The organism is Pseudonocardia humida (assembly GCF_023898865.1).
Lineage (GTDB): Bacteria > Actinomycetota > Actinomycetes > Mycobacteriales > Pseudonocardiaceae > Pseudonocardia > Pseudonocardia humida.
Window position 1 is genome coordinate 1 of record NZ_JAGSOV010000107.1, and the last position, 17,372, is coordinate 17,372.

A 17,372-nucleotide genomic window follows, 5' to 3' on the forward strand; every position below is an offset into this window, starting at 1 on the left:
CGCCGGAGCGCGAGCCCGCCGGGCCGCCGCCCGCCCCGCAGGCCCGCGCCGAGCGCCCCACCCCGACCGACGACCGCCGCCCGGCCCCGCCCGAGCAGCGCCCGGCCGAGCGCCCCGCCGCAGCCGACGACCGCCGCCCGGCCCCGGCCGAGCAGCGACCCGTCGACCGCCCGACCGAGCGACCCACGGAGCGGCAGAGCGGGCGCCCCGCGGAGCGGCAGCCGGAGCGCCCGGCCGCCCGGCCGCCCGCCGCTCCGGAGCCCGTGCCGGCGCCGGCGCCCGCCGCCGAGCGGCAGGTCCCTCCCACGCTGGACGCCGCCGCCGTGCGCCGGGCCTGGCCCGAGGTGCTGGCCGCGGCCAAGGAGCGCAAGAAGCGCACCGCGGCCCTGCTGGTCAGCGCCACCGTGCGGGCCGTGGAGAACGACACGCTCGTGCTGGCCATCGGCACCGCCCCGCTGGCCCGGTTGCTGTCCGAGCAGAGCAACACCGACGTCATCGCCGAGTCGCTGCACGCGGTGCTCGGCGTGCGCTGGCGGGTGCGCTGCGAGCACGGCGACGGCGCGCCCCCGCCGCCCCCGCCGCCTCCGGCGGGCCGCGCCGAGGCCACCCGGCCCGAGCCGGCGCCCGCTCCCGAGCGGCCCCCGGCCGGTGGCGGGCGCGGCGGCGCCGGGCCGTCCGCTGCCGAGGCCGGGCCGCAGCGGCGCCCGTCGCGGCCGCCGCCCGTCCGCCGCTCGAGCTCCCCCGACGACGGCGTGCCGCTGCCGCCGGAGCCGCCCGACGAGGACGCCCCCCCGGAGGACGACGAGGAGGCGATGATCGCCGAGGCGGCGGCCGACCCGAAGAGCGCGGCGCCCCGCCGTGATCCGGAGGAGGCGGCGATCGAGCTGCTCTCCGCGCAGCTCGGCGCCCGGGCACTCGACCAGCGGCGCGCGTGAGCGGCGTGCGTAAGCTCCTCGACCGTGTCCACCACTGACGAGCGGACCGACGCGCTGGTCGGCCTCACCGCCGACCAGGTCGCCGCCCGGGTCGCGGCCGGCCAGACCAACGACGTGCCGGCCAGGGCCAGCCGCAGCGTCGGCGAGATCATCCGGGCGAACGTGTTCACCCGGTTCAACGCGATCGTCGGGGTGCTGTTCGCGATCATCCTGGTGATCGGGCCGATCCAGGACGGCCTGTTCGGGTTCGTCATCGTGATCAACACGTTGATCGGCATCGTGCAGGAGCTGCGGGCCAAGCGGACCCTGGAGCGCCTGGCCATCATCGGCGAGGCCCGTCCGGTGGTCCGCCGCGACGGCACGCAGATCGAGGTCTCGCCCAACCAGGTCGTGCTCGACGACGTCATCGAGCTGGGACCGGGCGACAAGATCGTCGTCGACGGCGTGGTGCTGGCGGCCGCCGGTCTCGAGGTGGACGAGTCGCTGCTGACCGGCGAGTCCGACCCGGTCGCCAAGCAGCCCGGCGACCCGCTGCTGTCGGGCAGCTTCGTCACCGTGGGCACCGGCGCGCAGCAGGCCACCAAGGTCGGCCGGGAGGCCTACGCCGCCCAGCTCGCCGAGGAGGCCAGCCGGTTCACCCTGGTCGACTCCGAGCTGCGGGCCGGCATCAACAAGATCCTGCAGATCATCACCTACCTGCTGGTCCCGGCGGCGGCGCTGATCATCTGGAGCCAGTTCCGCACCGCGGGCACCGAGATCGACGACGCGCTGCGCGGCATGGTCGCGGCGCTGGTCCCGATGGTGCCCGAGGGCCTCGTGCTGCTCACCAGCATCGCCTTCGCCGTCGGCGTCATCCGGCTCGGCCGACGCAACTGCCTGGTCCAGGAGCTGCCCGCGATCGAGGGGCTCGCCCGGGTCGACGTCGTCTGCGCCGACAAGACCGGCACCCTGACCGAGAACGGCATGCGGCTGTCGGAGGTCCTGCCCTTCGGCGGGCACGGCGAGGACGAGCTGCGCGCCGCGCTCGGCGCGCTGGCCTCGGTCGACCCGCGGCCCAACGCGAGCCTGGCGGCGATCGCCGAGGTGTGCCCGTCGCCGGGCTGGACGGCCACCGAGACCGTCGCCTTCTCCTCGGCGCGCAAGTGGAGCGGGGCCAGCTTCGACGGCGCCCGGCACTGGGTGCTGGGCGCCTGCGACGTGCTCCTCGGCGCGGACAGCCCGGAGCGCGCCGAGGCCGAGCGGATCGGCGCCACCGGCCTGCGGGTGCTGCTTCTGGGCCGCTCCGCCACCACCGTGGACGCCGACGCGCCGGTCGTCGTGGAGCCGGCCGGTCTGGTCGTCCTGCAGCAGCGGGTGCGCCCCGAGGCCAAGGACACGCTGGCGTACTTCGCCGCGCAGGACGTCACGGTCAAGGTGATCTCCGGCGACAACGCGCTGTCGGTCGGCGCCGTCGCCGCCTCCCTCGACCTGCGCGGCGCCGAGGCCCCCGTCGACGCCCGCGAGCTGTCCGCCGAGCGCGACGCGCTGGGCGCCGAGCTGGACCGGGGCACCGTGTTCGGCCGGGTCACCCCGGCCCAGAAGCGCGACATGGTCGGCGCCCTGCAGGCAGGCGGCCACACCGTGGCGATGACCGGCGACGGCGTCAACGACGTGCTCGCGCTCAAGGACGCCGACATCGGCGTGGCGATGGGCTCGGGCAGCCCGGCCACCCGCGCCGTCGCCCAGATCGTGCTGCTGGACAACTCCTTCGCCACCCTGCCGCACGTGGTGGCCGAGGGCCGCCGCGTGATCGGCAACATCGAGCGGGTCTCCAACCTGTTCCTGACCAAGACCGTCTACTCGGTGCTGCTGGCCATCGCCATCGGCGCGATCGGGGTGCCGTTCCCGTTCCTGCCCCGCCACCTGACGCTGATCGGCTCGCTGACCATCGGCATCCCGGCGTTCTTCCTGGCGCTGGCGCCCAACACCGAACGGGCGCGGCGCGGGTTCGTGCGCCGCGTGCTGCGGCTCGCCGTCCCGTCCGGGGTGATCATCGGCGCGGCCACGATCGTCACGTACCTGATCGCCCGGGCCGATCCCACGGCCACCCCGATCCAGCAGAGCACCGCCGCGGTCGTCGTGCTGTACCTGGCGGCCACCTGGGTGCTGGTCGCGGTGGCCCGCCCGTTCGCGTGGTGGAAGGCGCTGATGATCGCGGCGTCGCTGGCCGCGTTCAGCTACGCGCTGTTCCTGCCGGCGATCTTCGGCCAGCAGTTCTGGCAGCTCGACCCGAGCCATGCGGGGGTCATGCTGCCCGCGGTGGTCGTCGCGGCGGTGGCGGTGGTCGTCATCGAGGTGGCCTACCGCCTGGTGAACCGCTCCCTCGCCCGTTCCTCCTGACCCACCCCCGGGTCAGGTGGTGGACAGGTAGCTGAGGACGCCGGTGGCGATGGCGTCGGCGTAGCGCTGGCGGCCCTCGGGGGAGGACACCAGCGCGGCCTCGTCGGGGTTGCGCATGTTGGCGCACTCGACGAGGGCGACCGGGCGGGTGGAGTGGTTGAGCCCGGCGAGGTCCGCACGCGGGGCGAGGCCCTCGTGGCCGAGGTAGTCGGAGTCCGGGAAGCCGCCGGCGCGCAGGGCGTCGCGCAGGGCCGCGCCCAGCGCCTGAGACGGGGCGCCCTGGGCGGGGTGCAGCGGCGGGTCGGGGAGGGCGACGTGGAAGCCGCTGTCGTCGGGGGCGGAGCCGTCGGCGTGCACGGCGACCACCGCGTCGGCGTCCGCGGCCTCGCCCGCGCGGCCGCGCTCGTCCACGCAGGGGCCGACGCCGGTGTCGTCGGTGCGCACCAGCACCACCCGCACTCCGGCCGCGGTGAGCCGCTGGGTGGCCCGCTCGACGACGTCGAAGGTGAAGGCGTGCTCGGGGTAGCCGGCGTCGGTGGCGGTGCCGGTGGTGTTGCAGTCCTTGGTGCCGCCGCGGCCGTCCGGGACCTGCCGGCGGATCTCGGCGGCGTGCGCGGCGTTGCCGCCGTTGTGCCCGGCGTCGAGCACGACGACCGGCGGGCGCGGGGCGGCGGTGGGCGCGACGACCGCCGCGGCCGGGGTGACGACCGGCGCCGGCGGGGTCGGCGGGGCGGTGCAGGCGGCGGCGAGCGGGGCCGCGCACAGCACCCAGCCGACGACCGCGCGCCGGGTCGGCGGGGTGGGACGGGCGCTGAGCACGGCGCTCAGGGTGTCACGGCTACCCTGGCGGTGAGCCGGCGCCACCGCAGCGCCGGGTACGACATCACGAGGAGACCGCCGTGCAACCCGGTCAGCCCGACATGCAGATGATCCTGCAGCAGGCGCAGAAGATGCAGGAGCAGCTCATGGCCGCGCAGGCCGAGCTCGCCTCCGCCGAGGTCGTCGGCCAGGCAGGCAACGGCCTGGTCCAGGTGACGATGACCGCCGCCCAGGAGGTGCGCGCCGTGCGCATCGACCCGAAGGTGGTCGACCCCGACGACATCGAGACCCTGCAGGACCTGCTGGTCGGGGCCCTGCAGGACGCCTCGCGCGCGGCCGCCGAGATGCAGGCCGAGAAGATGGGACCGTTGGCCGGCGGGCTGGGCGGCGACCTCGGCCTGCCCGGCCTCGGCTAGTCGGACCGCGGGGTAGGCGGTGTTCGAGGGACCGGTCCAGGACCTGATCGACGAGCTGGGCCGGCTGCCGGGGGTCGGGCCGAAGAGTGCCCAGCGGATCGCGTTCCACCTGCTGGCCGCCGACCCCGCCGACGTGTCGCGGCTGCAGGACGTGTTGCAGAAGGTCAAGCAGGGCGTGCAGTTCTGCGAGGTCTGCGGCAACGTCGCCGAGCGGCAGCGCTGCCGCTACTGCTCCGACGCCCGCCGCGACCCGACGCTCGTGTGCGTGGTCGAGGAGCCCAAGGACGTTCTGGCCGTCGAGCGCACCCGCGAGTTCAAGGGCCGCTACCACGTGCTGGGCGGCGCGCTCGACCCGCTGGCCGGCGTCGGCCCGGACGGGCTGCGCATCCGCGAGCTGCTGGCCCGCCTGGGCGGCACCGGCCCCGCCGCGGACGAGACCGAGATCGCCGAGGTCATCATCGCGACCGACCCGAACACCGAGGGCGAGGCCACGGCCACCTACCTCGTGCGGCTCCTGCGCGACTTCCCGGGTCTGTCGGTCACCCGGCCGGCGAGCGGGCTGCCGATGGGCGGCGACCTGGAGTTCGCCGACGAGCTGACGCTGGGCCGGGCGCTGTCGGGCCGGCGGTCGATCTAGCGTCGGTGGCGCCCGACGGTCGGGGAGGTCGTCCCTTCGGGGTGGCGCAGCCCGCCGGCCGGATCGGGGGTGACCGGCGGACTGCGCGGGACCGGGGTGGGTGGCGCGGTCACTCCCCGGGACCGCGCCGGGGGTCAGTCGTCGTCCCAGTCCGGGTCGGCGGCCTCGAAGCCCCCGTGCAGCTCGTGGACGCGCTCTTCCCACTTCTCCCGGCGCTCGGCGGCGACCTCTCGCCAGCTGGCGGCCTGGATGGCGTCGAAGATGCCGACGGCGATGGCGACCACGACGATGGCGGCGATGCCCGCGATGATCAGGACGATCATGGGGACCACCGTCCCGCGCGGTCGGAGCGGACGGTGTGCTTCCCGGCTGAGTGCATGGTGGTGCCCCTTTCCCGGTTGCGTGTCGTGCCGGCGGGTCGCCGGACGGCGGAGGTTCCCGGCCGCGGGGGGCGGCCGTGGGACGGGTGGCGGTGGCCCCGGTTCGCGGGGCGCCGCCGGGCGCAGGGGGTGGGAGGAGCGGGCGCGGGCGGCTCGGTGACGCTCGGTTCGTCGGTCACGGTGGCCTCCTCCCGCGGGGGTGCCAGTGCGTCGCGGTGGTGGCTTCCACCACACGACGCCTGGTGTGTAGATTGCCCTAGGACAGTGCCTTGTGCAATTGCATAACGCCTCCGACCGGCGCAATCACCCGGCCGTCGCAATGATGGGAGCGGGTCGGTCGCGCATGATGACAGCGGGGGATCATGGGAGCACCACAGAGTCCGATCGGCTCCCGGCGCAGGCTGGGGGCTGAGCTGCGCCGGCTGCGGACCGCGGCGGGCCTCACCCTGGACGAGGTCGCCGAGCAGATGACGTGCTCCACCTCCAAGATCTCCCGCCTGGAGACCGGCAAGGGCATCCCGAAGCTGCCCGACGTGCGCGAGCTGATGCGCATCTACGGCGTCGAGTCCGACGACGAGCGCGACGCGCTGCTGCGGCTCGTGCGCGACGGCCGCGAGCACGGCTGGTGGGAGTCGCTGACCGAGGGCGTCACGCCGGAGCGGTTCGTGCTGGACGCCCCCAGCCGCTACCCCGCGCTGGAGACCGAGGCCGCGGTCATCCGCTCGTTCGACATCGCGGTGCTGCACGGGCTGCTGCAGACGCCGGAGTACATCCGCGAGCTGATGAGCTCGCTGCTGACCAACCACAGCGCGGCCGAGGTCGAGCGGCTGGTGGAGCTGCGCGGGCGGCGCCAGCGCGCGCTGTTCGACGCGGAGAAGCCGCTGCGCCTGGACGTCGTGCTCGACGAGGCCGTGCTGCGCCGGATGGTCGGCAGCTCCGAGCTGATGGCCGACCAGCTCGACGCGATCCGCGAGCGCAGCCTGCTGCCCAACGTCACGGTCCGCGTGCTGCCCTTCGACGCCGGCTTCCACCGCGCGCACATCGGCTCGTTCGTGCTGCTGGAGTTCCCGGCGGGCACCGCCGACGTCGTCTACGTCGAGGGGCACGCGGGGGAGAACTACCTGGAGAACCGCTCCGACGTCGACCGCTACAACGCGATCTTCGATGACGTCGTCGACCGGGCGCTCTCCCCGGACGCCTCCCGCGAGGTGATCACCCGCTACGGCCGCGACTACGGCGCCCGAGGGGTCGGGAGGCGCGCCTGATCGTCGGCGCGCGCGGGGATTCCTCCGATCGGCGCAGACCGGTGGCGGTGGGTCGTGGCTCGACGGGCCCGGCCGCCGAACGGGGCGGCGTTTCGGCGCGGTCCGGGTGCCGTTCGGCCACGGGTTGTGACCGTTGGCCGACTGACTACCGAACGTGGTTATGGATCACCACGCTATCGGGGGATAAATCACTGCGCGCGCAGACGATCGTGCAGGGGTACGTGCAGCAGTCCGATGTGGAGAACGGTAGCTTCCGCACCGGGCGGGCACGCCGATCGGACGCGTGCGCTGCGCCGAGCGAGTCGGCGCCCCCCGACCAGCATCATGTAGTACCCGCGAGAGGCTCCCCGTGATCGAGTTCAAAATCAGCAGCTTCTGCTCCGCCGGAGGTTGCGTCGAGGTCGGACACTCACCATCGGATGACGCAGTGGTCGTGCGGGACAGCAAGGACCCGCTGCGCAGCGTGTCGATCACGTTCGGTGGTCAGCAGTGGTCCACCTTCCTGGACGGCGTTCGTCGCGGGGATTTCAACGCGGAGTAACCCGCAGCCGCTCCGTTCGGAGTACCGTCGGGTCTCCCGGTCGGCCGCCGAGCGCGGGGTCCGTAGTGGAACCGTGACTCAGGGAACTACCGATCGGTATGTGGGCCTAATACCTTGACGGTCTCCCGACCAAGAGGTGCCCGCATCATGAGATCTGCCCGACGCCTGTCCGCGGTGACCGCCGCGGCCGCGCTCGCCGTGACCCTCGCCGCCTGCGCCACATCCGAACGCAGCGACGAGGGCGAGGGTGGCGCCGGCGCCACCGGCGGCACGTTCGTCTTCGGTGCCGCCGGCGCTCCGGACAACTTCGACCCGGTGTTCGCCACCGACGGCGAGACCTTCCGCCCCGCTCGCCAGATGTACGACACTCTCGTCACCTACAAGCCGGGTACGGCCGACCTCGAGCCGGCGCTGGCCACCGAGTGGACGCCGAACGCCGACTTCACCGAGTGGACGTTCACCCTGCGCGAGGGCGTGAAGTTCCACGACGGCACCGACTTCAACGCCGAGGCCGTCTGCTTCAACTTCAACCGCTGGGTGAACCTGCCCAACGCGGCCGCGCAGACCCAGGCCCAGTACTACAGCGACGTCTTCGAGGGCTTCGCGAGCAACCAGACCGACACCACGGGTGCCCCGGTCTACAACTCGTGCACCGCGCCCGACCCGACGACCGCGGTCATCAAGCTGAACAAGGCCAAGGGCGCGTTCCCCTCCGCGTTCGGCCTGACCTCGCTGTCGATGTCCAGCCCGGCGGCGCTGCAGCAGTACGACGCGGACAACGTCCAGCAGAGCGGTGAGGCGTTCACCTACCCCGCCTACGCCACGGACCACCCGACGGGCACCGGCCCGTTCAAGTTCGAGAGCTACGACCGCACGGCCAACGTCGTCACGCTGGCCCGCAACGACGAGTACTGGGGCACCAAGCCCACGATCGACAAGCTCATCTTCAAGGTCATCCCGGACGAGAACGCGCGCAAGCAGGAGCTGCAGGCCGGCACCATCGACGGCTACGACCTGCCCTCGCCCGCCGACTGGGAGACCCTGAAGAACGACGGGTTCCAGGTCCTGGTCCGCCCGGTGTTCAACATCCTGTACCTGGGCATCAACCAGAAGAACAACCCGGCCCTGCAGGACCTGCGGGTGCGCCAGGCCATCGCCTACGCGACCGACCGCGAGTCGCTGGTGCGCACCCAGCTGCCCGAGGGCGCCGTGGTGGCCACCCAGTTCCTGCCCGAGACCGTCGACGGCTACGCCGCCGACATCCAGGCCCTCCCGTACGACCCGGAGCGCGCGAAGGCGCTGCTCGCCGAGGCCGGCCACTCCAACCTCACGGTCAACTTCTACTACCCGACCGAGGTCACCCGGCCGTACATGCCGAACCCGACCAACATCTTCACCGCCCTGCAGGAGAACCTGCGCCAGGTGGGGATCACGGTCAACGCGGTGCCGCAGCCGTGGAACGGCGGCTACCTGGACTCGGTGTCCAACAACGGCGTGCAGGACCTGCACCTGCTGGGCTGGACCGGCGACTACAACGACGCGGGGAACTTCATCCAGACGTTCTTCGGGCGGCCCAAGGCGGAGTTCGGGCTCAGCCCCGACCGCGACCAGGCGCTGTTCAGCGAGATCAGCGCGGCCGACAGCACCGTCGACCCGGCCGCGCACGCGGCGGCGTACGAGCAGGTCAACCGCGACCTGATGACCAAGTACCTGCCGGCCATCCCGCTCAGCAGCTCGCCGCCCGCCCTGGTGGTGCGCGACAACATCAGCGGGATCGTGCCGTCGCCACTGACCGACGAGCGCTTCCTGAACGTCGTCAAGGGCTGATCGACGGACCCCCGGGTGGCACCGCCGGACACGGCGGTGCCACCCTCGTCCGTCGACATCTCGCTATCTCGACGTCCGTTCTGACAACGTCGGCCGAATGAGCACTACATGATCGTCGTGCGGTCGGGGCCGGACGCGGTGGGCACCAGCACCGCGCCGGGAACCGCCATGGCGGAGGGGGGACCATGCTGCGCTTCGTGCTGCGACGCCTGCTGCAGGTGATCCCCACCCTGCTGCTGCTATCGCTGCTCGTGTTCGCCTGGCTGCGCTCCCTGCCCGGGGGCCCGGCCTCCGCCTTCCTCGGCGACCGCGCCACCCCGGAGCGGATCGCCGAGCTCAACCGGGTGCTCGGGCTGGACCAGCCCGTCCTCGTGCAGTACGGCCGGTTCCTCGGCCGCGTCCTCACCGGCGACTTCGGGGTCTCCACGATCACCGGCCAGCCGGTGCTGACCGAGATCGGCCGGGCCCTGCCGGCCACCGTCGAGCTGTCGGTCGCCGCGCTGCTGATCGCGGTGCTGCTCGGCATCCCGCTGGGCTACCTGGCGGCCAGCAAGCGCGGCGGCCCGCTGGACATCAGCACCATCATCGGCACCCTCGTCGGGGTGGCCGTGCCGGTGTTCTTCCTGGGCTACCTGCTCAAGGCGTTCTTCGCGGTCGAGCTGGGGTGGTTCCCGCCGTCGGGCCGGCAGGCCATCGCCCTCGACGCCACCGACGTCACCGGCTTCGCGGTGCTCGACGGCCTGCTGACCCGCGAGTGGGACGCCAGCTGGGACGCGATCCTGCACCTGACCCTGCCCGCGATCACGCTGGCCACCATCCCGCTCGCGGTGATCGTGCGGATCACCCGGGCGTCGGTGCTCGACGTGATGGGCTCCGACTTCGTGCGCACCGCGAACTCCAAGGGCCTGGCCCCGGGCACGGTGCGCGGCCGGCACGTGCTGCGCAACGCCCTGCTGCCGGTCTCCACGGTCATCGGGTTGCAGGTCGGACTGCTGCTGGCCGGGGCCGTGCTGACCGAGAAGGTGTTCGTCTGGGGCGGTCTCGGCACCCTGCTCGCCGACGCCATCACGCTCAAGGACTACCCGCGGCTGCAGGCGCTGCTGCTGCTCGGCGCCCTGGTGTACGTGCTGGTCAACCTGCTCGTCGACCTCTCGTACGCGATCATCGACCCGAGGGTGCGGCTGACATGACCACCACCTGGGCGCAACGGCGCAAGGAGCGGATCGACGACCTCGCGGGCGGGCGCAGCCTCACCTCCGAGGCGATGCGCAGGCTGCGCCGCGACCCCGTCGCCATCGTCGGCGCCGTCATCGTCGGGCTGTTCGTGGTCATCGCCGTGTTCGCGCCGCTGCTGGCCCCGCACGGGGCGGCGGAGTCGTTCCCGGAGCTGCAGGCCGACCTGCGACCGGGCAACATCCCCGGCGCGCAGGAGGGCTTCCCGCTGGGCGGCGACCAGCTCGGGCGCGACTTCCTCTCCCGGATGATCCTGGCCTCCCAGCAGACCCTGCTGGTCGGCGTGCTGGCCACGCTGATCGGGCTGGCGATCGGCATCGTCATCGGCACGCTGGCCGGCGCGTTCGGCGGCTGGATCGACACGGTGCTCATGCGCGTCACCGACGTGCTGCTGGCCATCCCCAGCCTGCTGCTGGCGATCTCGGTGGCCGCGCTGGCCGCCAGCCCGTCGCAGACCACCGTGATCATCGCGGTGGCCATCGTCGGGGTGCCGATCTTCGCCCGGCTGCTGCGCGGCTCGATGCTCTCCCAGCGCAACAGCGACCACGTCGTCGCGGCCACCGCGCTGGGCGTCAAGCGCCCGGCCGTCGTGCTGCGGCACATGCTGCCCAACGCCATCGGCCCGGTGATCGTGCAGGCCACGCTCACCCTGGCCACCGCCATCCTGGACGCGGCCGCGCTCTCGTTCCTCGGCCTGGGCGACGCCGACCCGGGCCGTGCGGAGTGGGGGCTGATGCTCGCCCAGGCCCAGACCTACCTCGACGTGCGCCCGGCGCTGGCGTTCTACCCGGCCTTCGCGATCATCGTGGTGGCGCTGGGGTTCACGCTGCTCGGCGAGTCGCTGCGCGAGGCACTCGACCCCAAGGGACGCCGATGACGGCTCCGAGACCCACCCCCACCGCGGAGCCCCTCCTGCAGGTGCGCGACCTGCGCGTCGCGTTCCGCAGGCGCGGCGAGCCCGACACGCTCGCCGTCGACGGGGTCAGCTTCGACGTGGCGCCCGGCCAGGTGGTCGGGCTCGTCGGCGAGTCCGGCTGCGGCAAGTCGGTCACCTCGATGGCCATCATGCGGCTGCTGCCCCGGCGCGGCGTGCAGATCACCGGCTCGGTGAAGATGGACGGCGAGGAGCTGCTCACGCTGTCCGAGGCGAAGATGCGCGAGCGCCGCGGCCGCGACCTGTCGATGGTCTTCCAGGACCCGCTGTCCTCGCTCAACCCGGTCGTCCCGATCGGGCTGCAGATCACCGAGGTGCTGCGCAGGCACCGCGGCATGGACAAGGAGAAGGCCCGCCAGGCCGCCGTCGACCTGCTCGACCGGGTCGGCATCCCCGACCCCCGCCGGCGCGTCACCGCCTACCCGCACCAGCTCTCCGGCGGCATGCGGCAGCGCGTGATGATCGCGATCGCGCTGGCCTGCCGGCCCCGGCTGCTGATCGCCGACGAGCCGACCACCGCGCTGGACGTCACCATCCAGGCCCAGATCCTCGAGCTGCTCAAGGAGATGGTCGCCGAGACCGGCGCCGCGCTGATCATGATCACGCACGACCTGGGGGTGGTGGCCGGGCTGTGCGAGACGGTCAACGTGCTCTACGGCGGCCGGATCGTCGAGCGGGCGCAGCGCCACCGGCTGTTCGGCACCCCGCGCCACCCGTACACGCACGGCCTGCTGCGCTCCATCCCGCGGCTGGACGCCGCGGCGGGCGAGCAGCTCGAGGCCATCCCCGGCTCGGTCGTCGACAACCTGCCGTGGGCGCACGCCTGCGCGTTCCAGCCACGCTGCCCCCGGTCGGTCGACCGGTGCGTCGAGGTGACCCCCGAGGCGGAGAACACCGGCGGCCGGCTGCTGCGCTGCTTCAACCCGGTCCCGGCGAGCGCGGAGTGAACGGCGACATGGACACCGACGAGGCCACGGCCGCCCCGCACGCGTCGGTGGACGGCACCGGGCCGCTGCTCGACGTCCGCGACGTCGCGGTGCACTTCCCGATCCGGCGCGGGCTGATCCTGGACCGCACGATCGGCCACGTCTACGCGGTCGACGGGGTGTCCCTGCGGATCCACCGCGGTGAGACCTACGGGCTGGTCGGCGAGTCCGGCTGCGGCAAGTCGACGCTGGGTCGGGCCATCCTGCGGCTGGAGAAGCCCACCTTCGGCGAGGTGTGGTTCGACGGCCGCGACATCGCCCCCCTCAAGGGCGAGGAGCTGCGGACCATGCGCCGCCGCTTCCAGATGGTCTTCCAGGACCCGATGTCCAGCCTCGACCCGCGCCAGTCGGTCGAGGGGATGCTGATGGAGGGACTGAAGGCGCACGGGCTGTCCCGCGGCCCCGAGGCCGACCGGGCCCGCCTCCGCGAGCTGGTCGAGCAGGTCGGCCTGCCCGCCGCCGCCCTGCGCCGCTACCCGCACGAGTTCTCCGGCGGCCAGCGCCAGCGCATCGGCATCGCCCGGGCGCTGTGCGTGGAACCCGACCTGATCGTCGCCGACGAGCCGGTGTCCGCGCTGGACGTGTCGGTGCAGGCGCAGGTGCTCAACCTGCTGGGCAGGCTGCAGGACGAGCTCGGGCTCACCTACCTGGTCATCGCCCACGACCTGGCCGTCGTGCGGCACGTGAGCGACCGCGTCGGCGTCATGTACCTGGGCGGGCTCGTCGAGGAGGCGCCCTCCCAGGCGCTCTACGACGAGCCGCTGCACCCGTACACGCGGGCGCTGCTGTCGGCGATCCCGGTGCCCGACCCGGAGCTGGAGGACCGCCGCGAGCGCATCCTGCTCACCGGCGACCTGCCCTCGCCCGCCGCGCCGCCCCCCGGCTGCCGGTTCCACACCCGCTGCCCGTGGCGCCAGCCCGAGCGCTGCGACACCGAGCGGCCGGAGCTGCGGGTCGTCGAGGGCACCGTCGGCGGGCACCGGGTGGCCTGCCACTACGCCGAGCAGATCCGCAGCGGCACGCTGCAGCCGCACAAGGTGGAGCCGGCCGTGGCCGAGGACGTCCTGGGCCCGGGCGCGGTTCCCGACCAGCCCGGCTCGGTGACCGAGATCCTCGGCCGCTGACCCCCGGAGGGGCGGCGGCGGGGCGAGTGACGCATGTCTCCTCGGGTGTCGGGCTCATCCCGGACAATGGAGATCCGAGCTTTTCGGTCCGAGGGGGCAGCCAGGGTGTGCGGGATCGTCGCCGCGTTCGGCCGGTTCGACGCGGCTTCCTGCGAGCGGATGCTCGACCGGGTCCGCCACCGCGGCCCCGACGACAAGGGGGTGCTCGCGCTGCCGGGGGCCTGGCTGGGCCACCAGCGGCTCTCGATCATCGACGTGATGGGCGGGCACCAGCCGCTGACCGACGCCGGGGAGACCACGTGGATCGTCGGCAACGGTGAGATCTACAACCACGAGCGGCTGACGGCCGGGCTGCCCGACGGCGTGCTGCAGACGAAGTCGGACACCGAGGCCGCCCTGCACATGGTCATGCGGGAGGGCCCGGCGGCGGTCGCGAAGCTGAACGGCATGTTCGCCATCGCGATGGTCGACGCCACGGGCGGGGGCCTGGTCGCGCGCGACCCGATGGGCGTCAAGCCGCTGTACTGGATCGCCGACGACGAGGTCACGGTGTTCGCCAGCGAGCTGCGCGCCTTCGACGAGGCCGACCGGCCGCGCGTGGAGGCGTTCCCGCCGGGCTGCCTGTGGACGCCGGCCGCCGGCGTCGTCCGCTACGCCGACGCCGTCCCGGTGGAGGTGCGCCCGGCCCGTCGCGCGCAGACCGACCTGTGGGACAACGTCGTGCTCGACGAGGTCCGCGACGCGGTGATCGCCGCGGTCCGCAGGCGGATGATGAGCGACGTCGGCGTCGGGGTGTTCCTGTCCGGCGGGCTCGACTCGGCGATCGTGGCCGCGATCGCCGCCCAGGAGACGGCGGCCAAGGGCGAGGTGCTGCCGACGTTCGCGGTCGGCACCCCGGAGAGCGCCGACCTGGCCGCGGCCCGCAAGGTGGCCGCCCACATCGGCAGCGACCACCACGAGGTCGTGGTCACCGCGCGGGACCTCGAGGACGCCCTGGACGAGGCCGTCACGGTGATCGAGCACTTCGACCCGCGGCTGGTGCGCAGCTCGGTGCCCAACCTGCTGCTGGCCCGCGAGGCGTCGAAGAAGGTGAAGGTCGTGCTGACCGGGGAGGGCGCCGACGAGCTGTTCGCCGGCTACACCCACCAGCACACCGACGAGTTCGCCGACCCGGACGCCCTGCACGGTGAGCTGGTGCGCAGCCTGGAGCAGCTGCACGGGCTCAACCTGCAGCGCTGCGACCGCACGACGATGCACTACGGGCTGGAGGCCCGCGAGCCGTTCCTGGACTCGGCGCTGGTGCGCACCGCGCTGCGGCTGCCGCCGGAGTGGAAGCAGCGCACCGGTGGCCGCCCGGAGAAGGCGATCCTGCGCGAGGCGTTCGTGGGGTGGCTGCCCGAGGAGCTGCTCTGGCGGGGCAAGGAGCAGTTCGGCGACGGCTCCGGCGCCGGGACGGTGCTGGCCGCCCTGGCCGCCGAGCGGGTGGGCGGGGCCGACCTCGACGACGTCCCGCAGGCCCCGCCGGACTGCTGGCCCCTGCGCAGCGAGGAGGAGCTCATGTACTACGAGCTGTGGGCGCAGCGGTTCGCCGGCATCCGCCCGCTGGCCACCCTGGAGCCGTTCGCCACCGCCTGACCCCGTCGAGAACGAACTTGTCGCCCTTTTGGACCGGTCCAAACGACAACGACTTCGTTCTCGACGGGGTGGGGTGGGTGGGTCAGAGGTCGCCGCCCTCGTCGAGGAGGCGGTCGATCTCGCGGCGCAGCATGCCGAGCCGGGCCTCGCGGACCAGCGGGATGCCGCGGCGGCGCCTGCGCACCTCGGCCAGGTCGATGTCGACGACCAGCAGGTCCTCGGAGGACTCCGCGCACTCGCCGACCATCTCGCCCCACGGGTCGATCACGTGCGAGCCGCCCCAGAACCGCAGCTGCCCCTCTGTGCCGACGCGGTTCACGAACACCACGAACAGCTGGTACATCCGCCCGTAGAACCGGGTGATGCCCTCCCAGTACTCGCGGGCGTTGTAGTGCTCGGGGAAGCTGGACTGCCCGCTGGCCGCGGGCACCAGCAGGATGTGCGCGCCGTCCTGGACCGACAGGAACGCCAGCTGCGGCTGCCAGGCGTCGTTGCAGATCAGGGTGGCCGCGCGATGGCGGCCGTTGCCCACCGGGTAGGCCCGCGAGGTCTGCCCGGGAAGGAAGTGCTTGCGCTCCTCGAAGATCGAGTAGTTGGGCAGGTACAGCTTGCGGTGCACGTGCACCAGCTTGCGGTCGGCGAAGTAGGCCGAGCTGTTGTAGGTGTGCAGGCCGTGGGTCTGGGCCTCGGGGAAGCCGAGCAGCACCCCGGCGTCGGTGCGCTCGGCCAGCGAGACGAGCCGCTTGTCGTCCAGCTCCATGGAGACGTCGTCGTCGACCTCCCCGACGGAGAAGCCCGACAGCGACAGCTCGGGGAACACCACCACCTCCGCGCCCTGCGCGGTGGCGTCGTCGATCATCTGCTCAGCGCGCTCGACGTTGGCGTCGATGTCCCCGAGCACCGCGTCGGTCTGGGCGAGGGCGATCCGCATGCCGCTCATTGTGCGGTCGCGCGGGGCGGTCGGAACCGGCGTGATCAGGAATTTACCGGCCGCCCGCGGCGGTGGTGGTCACGCTGGGCGACAGCTCTCTCACAACTTTCTCCCACCGAGCCGTATCCACGGCCGTACTCGCCGCTCATTCTCGACGGAGCGAGGAGAGGTCCGACATGAGCAACGCCCGCTGGGCTACCGTCGAGCGGCCGCGAGCACCGCGGCCAGGACGACCGTGGGCGGTGTGGGTGGAACCGAGCGAGGTGGCCGGCGCTGTGCGCCGGGCCGCGACGGGTGACCAGGACGCGTGGGACTCCATCGTGCGCAGCTTCAGCGGCCTGGTCTGGACGGTGGCCAACGGCCACCGCCTCGGCCCGGCCGACACCGCCGAGGTCCTGCAGACCACGTGGCTGCGGCTGCTGGAGAACCTGACCCGCATCCGCGAGCCCGAGCGGCTGGGCGGCTGGCTGGCCACGACGGCGCGCCGGGAGTCGCTGCGGATGCTGCGCCTGCGCGGGCGCGAGCTGCCCACCGACGACGAGGGCGTGTTCACCCGCGAGCCCTCGTCCTCGCCGACGCCGGAGGAGGCCGTGCTCGACCGCGACCGCGACCGCAGGCTCTGGCACGCGTTCAGCAGGCTCCCCGACCGCTGCCGCAGGCTGCTGCACCTGGTGGTCGTGCTGCAGCCGCCGTACGCGGAGGTGGCGACGATCATGCAGATCCCGGTCGGCAGCATCGGTCCCACCCGCGCCCGCTGCCTCGACCGGCTGCGCCGGCTGCTCGTCGACAGCGGCGACGGCCCGGTGGTGGCCTGAGATGGCCGACGACCCCACCGGGAACGCCCCCGACCTGACCGACCTCGACGACGACGCGCTGCTCGCCGAGCTGGCCCGCGTGCTGGAGCGGGTGTCGGCGCCGCCGCCGGAGGTGGTGGAGGCGGCCAAGGGCCTGTTCACCTGGCGCACCGTCGACGCCGAGCTGGCCGAGCTCACCCACGACTCGCTGATCGCGCAGCGCGAGCTGGGCGTGCGGGCCGCGGGCCAGCCGCGGATCCTCACCTTCGAGGCGGGTGGGATGACCGTCGAGGTCGAGGTGGACGACGTGCCGGGCGCGCGCCGGCTGATCGGGCAGCTGACCCCGCCCGGCCGGGCCGACCTGGAGCTGCGCTCCGCCGACGACACGGTGGTCGGCAGCATCGTCGGCAGCGCCGACGAGCTGGGCCGGTTCGTGCTGGACCTGCCGGCCGGGAAGCAGCGCTCCAGCCTGCGGATCCGGCGCGGTGCGGAGGTCACCGAGACGGCCTGGGTACCGCTGTAGCGGCCCCCGCGCC

At 73.3% G+C, this 17,372-nt stretch carries 16 protein-coding genes and 1 pseudogene; 14 read left to right on the plus strand and 3 right to left on the minus strand.

Annotated features, from left to right (window positions below; all coding sequences use genetic code 11):
* Positions 1 to 935, plus strand: a pseudogene (locus KDL28_RS39445) (DNA polymerase III subunit gamma/tau); the annotation flags it as partial.
* Positions 936 to 959: 24 nt separating this feature from the next.
* Positions 960 to 3,314 carry an HAD-IC family P-type ATPase gene (locus KDL28_RS39450; RefSeq protein ID WP_252446598.1) on the plus strand — a complete coding sequence of 785 codons (2,355 nt, stop codon included), beginning with the start codon at positions 960 to 962 and terminating at the stop codon, positions 3,312 to 3,314.
* A gap of 12 nt (positions 3,315 to 3,326) precedes the next feature.
* On the opposite strand, the gene KDL28_RS39455 is transcribed toward KDL28_RS39450, so the two are convergent.
* Entirely contained in the window at positions 3,327 to 4,133 is an 807-nt protein-coding gene (locus KDL28_RS39455; RefSeq protein ID WP_252446599.1) for an N-acetylmuramoyl-L-alanine amidase, read from the minus strand.
* 101 nt (positions 4,134 to 4,234) lie between these two features.
* Between KDL28_RS39455 and KDL28_RS39460 the strand changes: the two genes are divergently transcribed.
* Positions 4,235 to 4,549 carry a YbaB/EbfC family nucleoid-associated protein gene (locus tag KDL28_RS39460; RefSeq protein ID WP_252446612.1) on the plus strand — a complete coding sequence of 105 codons (315 nt, stop codon included), beginning with the start codon at positions 4,235 to 4,237 and terminating at the stop codon, positions 4,547 to 4,549.
* Positions 4,550 to 4,568: 19 nt separating this feature from the next.
* Positions 4,569 to 5,186 carry a recombination mediator RecR gene (recR, locus tag KDL28_RS39465; protein ID WP_252446600.1) on the plus strand — a complete coding sequence of 206 codons (618 nt, stop codon included), beginning with the start codon at positions 4,569 to 4,571 and terminating at the stop codon, positions 5,184 to 5,186.
* Positions 5,187 to 5,320: 134 nt separating this feature from the next.
* On the opposite strand, the gene KDL28_RS39470 is transcribed toward recR, so the two are convergent.
* Positions 5,321 to 5,509, minus strand: coding sequence for a hypothetical protein (locus KDL28_RS39470; RefSeq protein ID WP_252446601.1), 189 nt, complete (start codon positions 5,507 to 5,509; stop codon positions 5,321 to 5,323).
* Positions 5,510 to 5,928: 419 nt separating this feature from the next.
* On the opposite strand from KDL28_RS39470, the gene KDL28_RS39475 reads away from it, so the two are divergent.
* From KDL28_RS39475 to asnB, 8 genes are all read left to right on the plus strand, one after another.
* A complete protein-coding gene (locus KDL28_RS39475) occupies positions 5,929 to 6,831 on the plus strand; it encodes a helix-turn-helix domain-containing protein (protein ID WP_252446602.1) in 903 nt (300 codons plus the stop codon).
* Positions 6,832 to 7,180: 349 nt separating this feature from the next.
* A complete protein-coding gene (locus KDL28_RS39480) occupies positions 7,181 to 7,372 on the plus strand; it encodes a DUF397 domain-containing protein (RefSeq protein ID WP_252446603.1) in 192 nt (63 codons plus the stop codon).
* A gap of 147 nt (positions 7,373 to 7,519) precedes the next feature.
* Positions 7,520 to 9,199, plus strand: a complete 1,680-nt coding sequence (locus KDL28_RS39485; RefSeq protein WP_252446604.1) for an ABC transporter substrate-binding protein — start codon at positions 7,520 to 7,522, stop codon at positions 9,197 to 9,199.
* Positions 9,200 to 9,384: 185 nt separating this feature from the next.
* Positions 9,385 to 10,389, plus strand: coding sequence for an ABC transporter permease (locus KDL28_RS39490; RefSeq protein WP_252446605.1), 1,005 nt, complete (start codon positions 9,385 to 9,387; stop codon positions 10,387 to 10,389).
* Complete coding sequence (locus KDL28_RS39495; protein ID WP_252446606.1) at positions 10,386 to 11,309, plus strand: ABC transporter permease; 924 nt, start codon at positions 10,386 to 10,388, stop codon at positions 11,307 to 11,309. Before KDL28_RS39490 ends, KDL28_RS39495 begins: the two co-directional genes overlap by 4 nt.
* Entirely contained in the window at positions 11,306 to 12,313 is a 1,008-nt protein-coding gene (locus tag KDL28_RS39500) for an ABC transporter ATP-binding protein (RefSeq protein WP_252446607.1), read from the plus strand. The genes KDL28_RS39495 and KDL28_RS39500 overlap by 4 nt, the downstream gene beginning before the upstream one ends.
* Before the next feature lie 8 nt (positions 12,314 to 12,321).
* Positions 12,322 to 13,476, plus strand: a complete 1,155-nt coding sequence (locus KDL28_RS39505; RefSeq protein WP_252446608.1) for an ABC transporter ATP-binding protein — start codon at positions 12,322 to 12,324, stop codon at positions 13,474 to 13,476.
* Positions 13,477 to 13,581: 105 nt separating this feature from the next.
* Positions 13,582 to 15,111: an asparagine synthase (glutamine-hydrolyzing) gene (asnB, locus tag KDL28_RS39510; protein WP_308216136.1), complete on the plus strand. Its 1,530-nt coding sequence runs from the start codon at positions 13,582 to 13,584 to the stop codon at positions 15,109 to 15,111.
* An 82-nt stretch (positions 15,112 to 15,193) separates the two neighbouring features.
* On the opposite strand, the gene KDL28_RS39515 is transcribed toward asnB, so the two are convergent.
* Positions 15,194 to 16,042 (minus strand): nitrilase-related carbon-nitrogen hydrolase, encoded by an 849-nt coding sequence (locus KDL28_RS39515; protein ID WP_252446609.1) that lies wholly within the window; start codon positions 16,040 to 16,042, stop codon positions 15,194 to 15,196.
* A 248-nt stretch (positions 16,043 to 16,290) separates the two neighbouring features.
* Between KDL28_RS39515 and KDL28_RS39520 the strand changes: the two genes are divergently transcribed.
* Together KDL28_RS39520 and KDL28_RS39525 are read left to right on the plus strand one after the other, a co-directional pair.
* Complete coding sequence (locus tag KDL28_RS39520; RefSeq protein WP_252446610.1) at positions 16,291 to 16,857, plus strand: RNA polymerase sigma factor; 567 nt, start codon at positions 16,291 to 16,293, stop codon at positions 16,855 to 16,857.
* Between the two features lies 1 nt (position 16,858).
* Positions 16,859 to 17,359 carry a hypothetical protein gene (locus tag KDL28_RS39525; RefSeq protein WP_252446611.1) on the plus strand — a complete coding sequence of 167 codons (501 nt, stop codon included), beginning with the start codon at positions 16,859 to 16,861 and terminating at the stop codon, positions 17,357 to 17,359.
* The last annotated feature ends 13 nt before the right edge of the window (positions 17,360 to 17,372 follow it).